This is a genomic window from Microbacterium sp. LMC-P-041, from assembly GCF_030209555.1.
Taxonomy (GTDB): domain Bacteria; phylum Actinomycetota; class Actinomycetes; order Actinomycetales; family Microbacteriaceae; genus Microbacterium.
Window position 1 is genome coordinate 1 of sequence record NZ_JARVRV010000013.1, and the last position, 5352, is coordinate 5352.

At 66.9% G+C, this 5352-nt stretch carries 2 protein-coding genes; both read left to right on the forward strand.

Going from position 1 to position 5352, the window contains the following annotated elements:
• A partial coding sequence (locus tag QRN21_RS17955) for a PKD domain-containing protein (RefSeq protein WP_285365573.1) occupies nucleotides 1–975 on the forward strand: 975 nt, incomplete at its 5' end.
• Between the two features lie 243 nt (nucleotides 976–1218).
• A partial coding sequence (locus QRN21_RS17960) for a PKD domain-containing protein (RefSeq protein ID WP_285365575.1) occupies nucleotides 1219–5352 on the forward strand: 4134 nt, incomplete at its 3' end.

Here is a 5352-nt window from a genome sequence, read left to right on the forward strand (position 1 = left end):
TCCGGAGTATCGAACGTGCCGTTCCTGGTGCGGTTCGACAACCTGGTCGCCAAGATCCCCGGCACGGTCGTGCCGCCGCCCAATGCGAACCCGGTGGCGTCGTTCACCTCGTCGGCGAACGCTCTCGCTCTGAGTGTGGACGGGTCGGGCTCCACCGACTCCGACGGCTCGATCACGTCATGGGAGTGGGACTTCGGAGACGGCGCGGTCGGCACCGGTGCAACGGCGTCGCACACCTACGCCGCGGCCGGCACGTATACGGTCGCCCTGAGGGTCACCGATGACCGAGCCGGTGTTCACACCGTCACGAACACCGTCACCGTCGCTGCTCCCGAGCCGGAGCCCGTTCTTCCGCTCGTGGTGGACGAGTTCGACCGGACGGGCGTCAACGGCTGGGGCTCGGCCGCCACCGGTGGCGCGTGGTCGTACTCGACCACGTCGCTGTCGGCGTACTCGGTCGACGGTGCGGCGGCGAAGATCGCCGTCGGAGCTGGATCGACGCGCGCTGCATATCTCGCATCGATCTCATCGGAGTCCACTGATCTCACCGCGGCGATGACCGTGAGCGAGCTGCCGGTCGGCGGCAGTGTCTTCACGTCGTTCATCGCGCGTCGGGTGGGCGCTGAGGATTATCGGGCTCGTGTCGTGATCGCGGCGAACGGTGCGGTGCAGCTGCAGGTGCAGCGCACGGCGACGACGCTGACCGCGGCGAACATCGCGGGGCTCACGCTCGCGGCCGGTGAGGAGCTGCAGGTGCGGGTGCAGGCGTTCGGTGCGAATCCGACCACGATCCGCGCGAAGGTGTGGAAGACGGGCACGACCGAACCCGCCGCCTGGCAGGTGAGCACGACGGATGCGACCGCCGCGCTGCAGGCCGCGGGCCACGTCGGCGTCGCCGCGTACCTCGGCTCGGGCACGACCAACGTGCCCTACACCGTGTCGTTGGGCAGCATCAGGGCCGTTCCGGTCCCCTGACCCGGCACCGCCGATCGCAGAACCCGGATCCGCGGGGCGTCACCGACGCCCCGCGGATCTTTTGCTGCGCCCATTACCAGAAACATCTGTGGTCGCTATAGACGGCATACAGACATTCCGGTATTCTGGCGATCGCTGCACACTTAGCCGTCTTGCGTGAAGGGGTTCGCGAAGACTGGCGGATGCAGCATCTGGGGTACTGGGGAGCACTCTTCGAGTGCATTGAATTTGGGGAGCGAGCACATGGGTGTTCTGCGCAATTTTCTGGGGAACAAGAAGGCGTCCGGACTGAGGTTCGGTACGACGCTCGCTGTGACCGCGTTGATCGCGAGTGGTCTGGTGCTCGCGCCAGCTGCCGCCAACGCCGACACTGCGCCCGTCGAGCCGAACGTGCCGTCGACGGTGACGACCGACGCGTTGCCGACCGTGCAGGTCAACGGCATCGTCTGGGACCAGGTGATCGTCGGCAACACCGTCTACGCGGCCGGTCAGTTCGCCACGGCCCGGCCCGCGGGCGCGGCGGCCGGCGTCAACGAGGTCGCTCGTAACAACGTCATCGCGTACGACATCCGCACAGGCGCGATGACGTCGTTCGCCCCGAACGTCAATGGTCAGGTGCGGTCGATCGCGGCATCCCCCGACGGCAAGCGCCTCTACATCGGCGGCGACTTCACCGCGGTCAACGGTTCCACGCGCAACCGTGTCGCGGCTTTCGACATCCCCGCCGGGACGCTGGTCGGATCCTGGGCCCCGAGCGTGAACGCCTCGGTGCGCGCGATCACCGCCACCAACTCCGCGGTGTACTTCACCGGCATCTTCGGCCGGGTCGCCAGCAACGACCGAGTGCGAGCCGCTGCGGTGAGCTCCTCGGGCGCGCTGCTGCCCTGGGCCCCGCAGCTCGACAACCGCGGCAACGACGTCGTGGTCTCGGGCGACGGCACCAAGGTCGCGCTGGCCGGGCACTTCACCACGGTCAACGGTTCGTCGAACCCCGGATACGGCATGGCTCTGGTCGATGCGACGACCGGTGGGCTGCTGCCGTTCGCGGCCAACAGCATCGTCCGCAACGGCGGCCCCGACGCCGCGATCTGGTCGCTGACGACCGACGGCGACAACCTCTATGGCACCGGCTACCACTTCGGCGGCGGTGGCAACCTCGAGGGGATCTTCAAGAGCGACTGGGCGACGGGCGGTCTGACCTGGGTCGAGGACTGCCACGGAGACACCTACAGCGCTTACGCGACTCCCGACGTCGTGTACGGCGCCGGCCACTCCCACTACTGCGGCAGCCTGGTCGACGGGTTCCCGCAGAGCGAGCCCTGGACGTTCTACCGCGGTGTCGCCTTCTCGAACTCCGTCGAGCGCACCACCCCGTACGGCCTCGGCTACGGATACTACGACTGGGGCGGAAACCCGGCTCCTCGTCTGCTCCACTGGTACCCGACGTTCAACACGGGCTCGGTGAGCGGTGCGAACCAGGGTCCCTGGAACGTCACCGGCAACACCGACTATGTCGTCATGGCGGGTGAGTTCACCCGCGTGAACAACCAGCTCCAGCAGGGCCTCGTCCGATTCGCGACGACCTCGAAGGCGCCGAACAGCGATGGCCCTCGCCTGAGCAGCAGCACCTGGGTGCCGTCGGCGAACTCGATCGCCCAGGGGACCATGCGCGTCAGCTGGCCGCTCAACTGGGATCGTGACAACGAGTTCCTCGAGTACAAGCTGATCAGAGACGGCGCCAACGCGTCGCCGATCTACACCACCACAGCACGGTCGAAGTCGGCCGACTGGGGTCTGGCCGGACTCTCCTTCATCGACAAGGGGCTCGTCCAGGGCAGCACGCACACGTATCGCGTCCGAGCAGAGGACGCCCACGGCAACGTGGCGTGGAGCAACATCATCACCGCGACGGTGAACGGTGCGGGGGTCATGCCGGCCTACTCGACGGCGGTGCTCGATGACGCCCCTACCAGCTACTGGCCTCTCAATGATTCGGGCTCCTCGTCGATCGACTGGGCAGGTTCCAGTGACCTCGCTGTACGCGACGGCGTGACCAGGAGCGTCGACGGCGCTCTGACGCCGGCATCCGTTCCGGCATCGAGCTTCAACGGCACGAACACGGGCTTCGCCACGACGCAGACGGCCATCGAGGGTCCGCAGAAGTTCGCGATCGAGGCCTGGTTCAAGACCACGACCACCGAAGGCGGCAAGATCGTCGGATTCGGAAACAGCCCGACCGGGACCTCCTCCGCATACGACCGTCATGTCTACATGGACCAGAGCGGTCGAGTGAACTTCGGCGTCTACCCGAATGCCTCTCGCATCGTCACCTCATCGGACGCGTACAACGACGGTACGTGGCACCACGTGGTCGCATCGCTCGATCCGACCGACGGCATGGAGCTGTTCATCGACGGCGTGAAGGTCGCGCAGCGCTCCGACACGACGTCGGCTCAGGCCTACACGGGCTACTGGCGCATCGGCGGCGACTCGACGTGGTCGGGCTCCCAGTTCTTCAACGGCTCGATCGACGAGGTCGCGATCTACAACGGCGCTCTCTCCCGCACGCAGGTCCAGGAGCACTACGTGGCCTCCGGTCGCACGCTCGAGGGATCCACGCCGCCCAGTGACGGATACGGCGCGGCTGTCTACGCGGCAGAACCGACTCTGTACTGGCGTCTCGACGAGACATCCGGGACCGTTGCGGCCGATTCGTCAGGCTCGGCGCAGCGCGGTTCGTACTTCGGTGCTCACACGAAGGTCGCCACTGGAGCTCTCGACGGAGTGACCAGCGGGTCGACCACCTTCGAGGGCGGACAGCTGATCAGCCAGAAGTCCTTCGTGAATCCGGTGGTGTACTCGACGGAGGCGTGGTTCAAGACCACCTCGTCGTCCGGCGGCAAGATCATCGGCTTCGGCAATGGCGCGACGGGCAACTCGTCGAGCTATGACCGCCATGTCTACATGACGGATGCCGGGCGGCTCGTCTTCGGTGCCTATACGGGGCAGACCGTGATGGTCACCTCGGACAACTCGTACAACAACGGCCAGTGGCACCACGTCGTGGCGACCCAGGGGCCTGCGGGCATGCGGCTCTATGTCGACGGCGCTCTCGTCGGCGAGAACCCGAACACGGCAGCGGAGAACTACACGGGCTACTGGCACGTCGGTGGCGACGTGACGTGGGGACCTGGCGGCAACGAGTTCGCCGGCACGATCGATGAGGTCGCCGTCTACTCGTCGGTGCTCTCTCCTGCGACCGTCGCAGACCACTACAGCCTGGGCAGCGAGGGCGCTCCGGCGAACAAGCTGCCGTCTGCGAGCTTCGCGTCGCAGGTGTCCAAGCTGAAGGTCGACGTCGACGGCTCGGCATCCACCGACGAGGACGGAACGATTGCCTCGTACGACTGGAACTGGGGTGACGACAGTGCGCACGGTGTGGGAGCGACAGCCACCCACACCTATGCGACCGCCGGCACGTACACGGTGACACTGACGGTGACGGACGATCGCGCCGGCACGGCGCAGAAGACCGCCGAGGTGGTCACGGTGGCGAATGTGCCCCCGACTGCGGCATTCACCTCCTCGGTGACACCGTTGAAGGTCGCTGTGGATGCCTCGACCTCGGTCGACTCGGACGGGACGATCGCTTCGTACGACTGGAACTGGGGCGACGGAAGCGCGCACGGTTCGGCTGCGACCGGGACACACACCTACGCGGAGGCCGGCACATACCTGGTGACGCTGACGGTGACCGACAATGACGGCGTCACGGCGACCAAGACGGAATTCGTCGTGGTCCCCCCGATTCCGGCGAACGTCGCGCCGACTGCAGCATTCACCTCGACCGCGAACGGTCTGGCTGCGTCGGTGAACGGCGGCGGGTCCACGGACTCCGACGGCTCCATCGCGTCGTACGACTGGAACTGGGGTGACGGTACTGCGCACGGTTCCGGTGCATCGGCCACTCACACGTATGCGGAGGCCGGCACGTACACGGTGACGCTGACCGTGACGGACAACGTCGGAGCGACGGGGACCATCGCGCACGACGTGACGGTCGAAGCACCGGTCGGGCCGAGTGTCCTCGCGACGGACTCGTTCGGACGGACGCTCCCGAGCGGTCTCGGGACGTCCGACCTGGGCGGTGCGTGGTCGCTGGCCAATGCGGCATCGAACTACGCCGTGGACGGATCGGGTGTGTTCCGGCTGACGGCCGGTGGCGCACTGCGGACGGCGTATCTGCCCGGTGTCTCGTCGGCAGCGACCGAGGTCACGGTCGACATGACATTCGATTCAGTGCCGGTCGGCGGTAGCGTGCAGGCGCAGGCGCTCGCTCGTCGGATCGGTGCGGACGACTACCGGGCTCGGGTCACG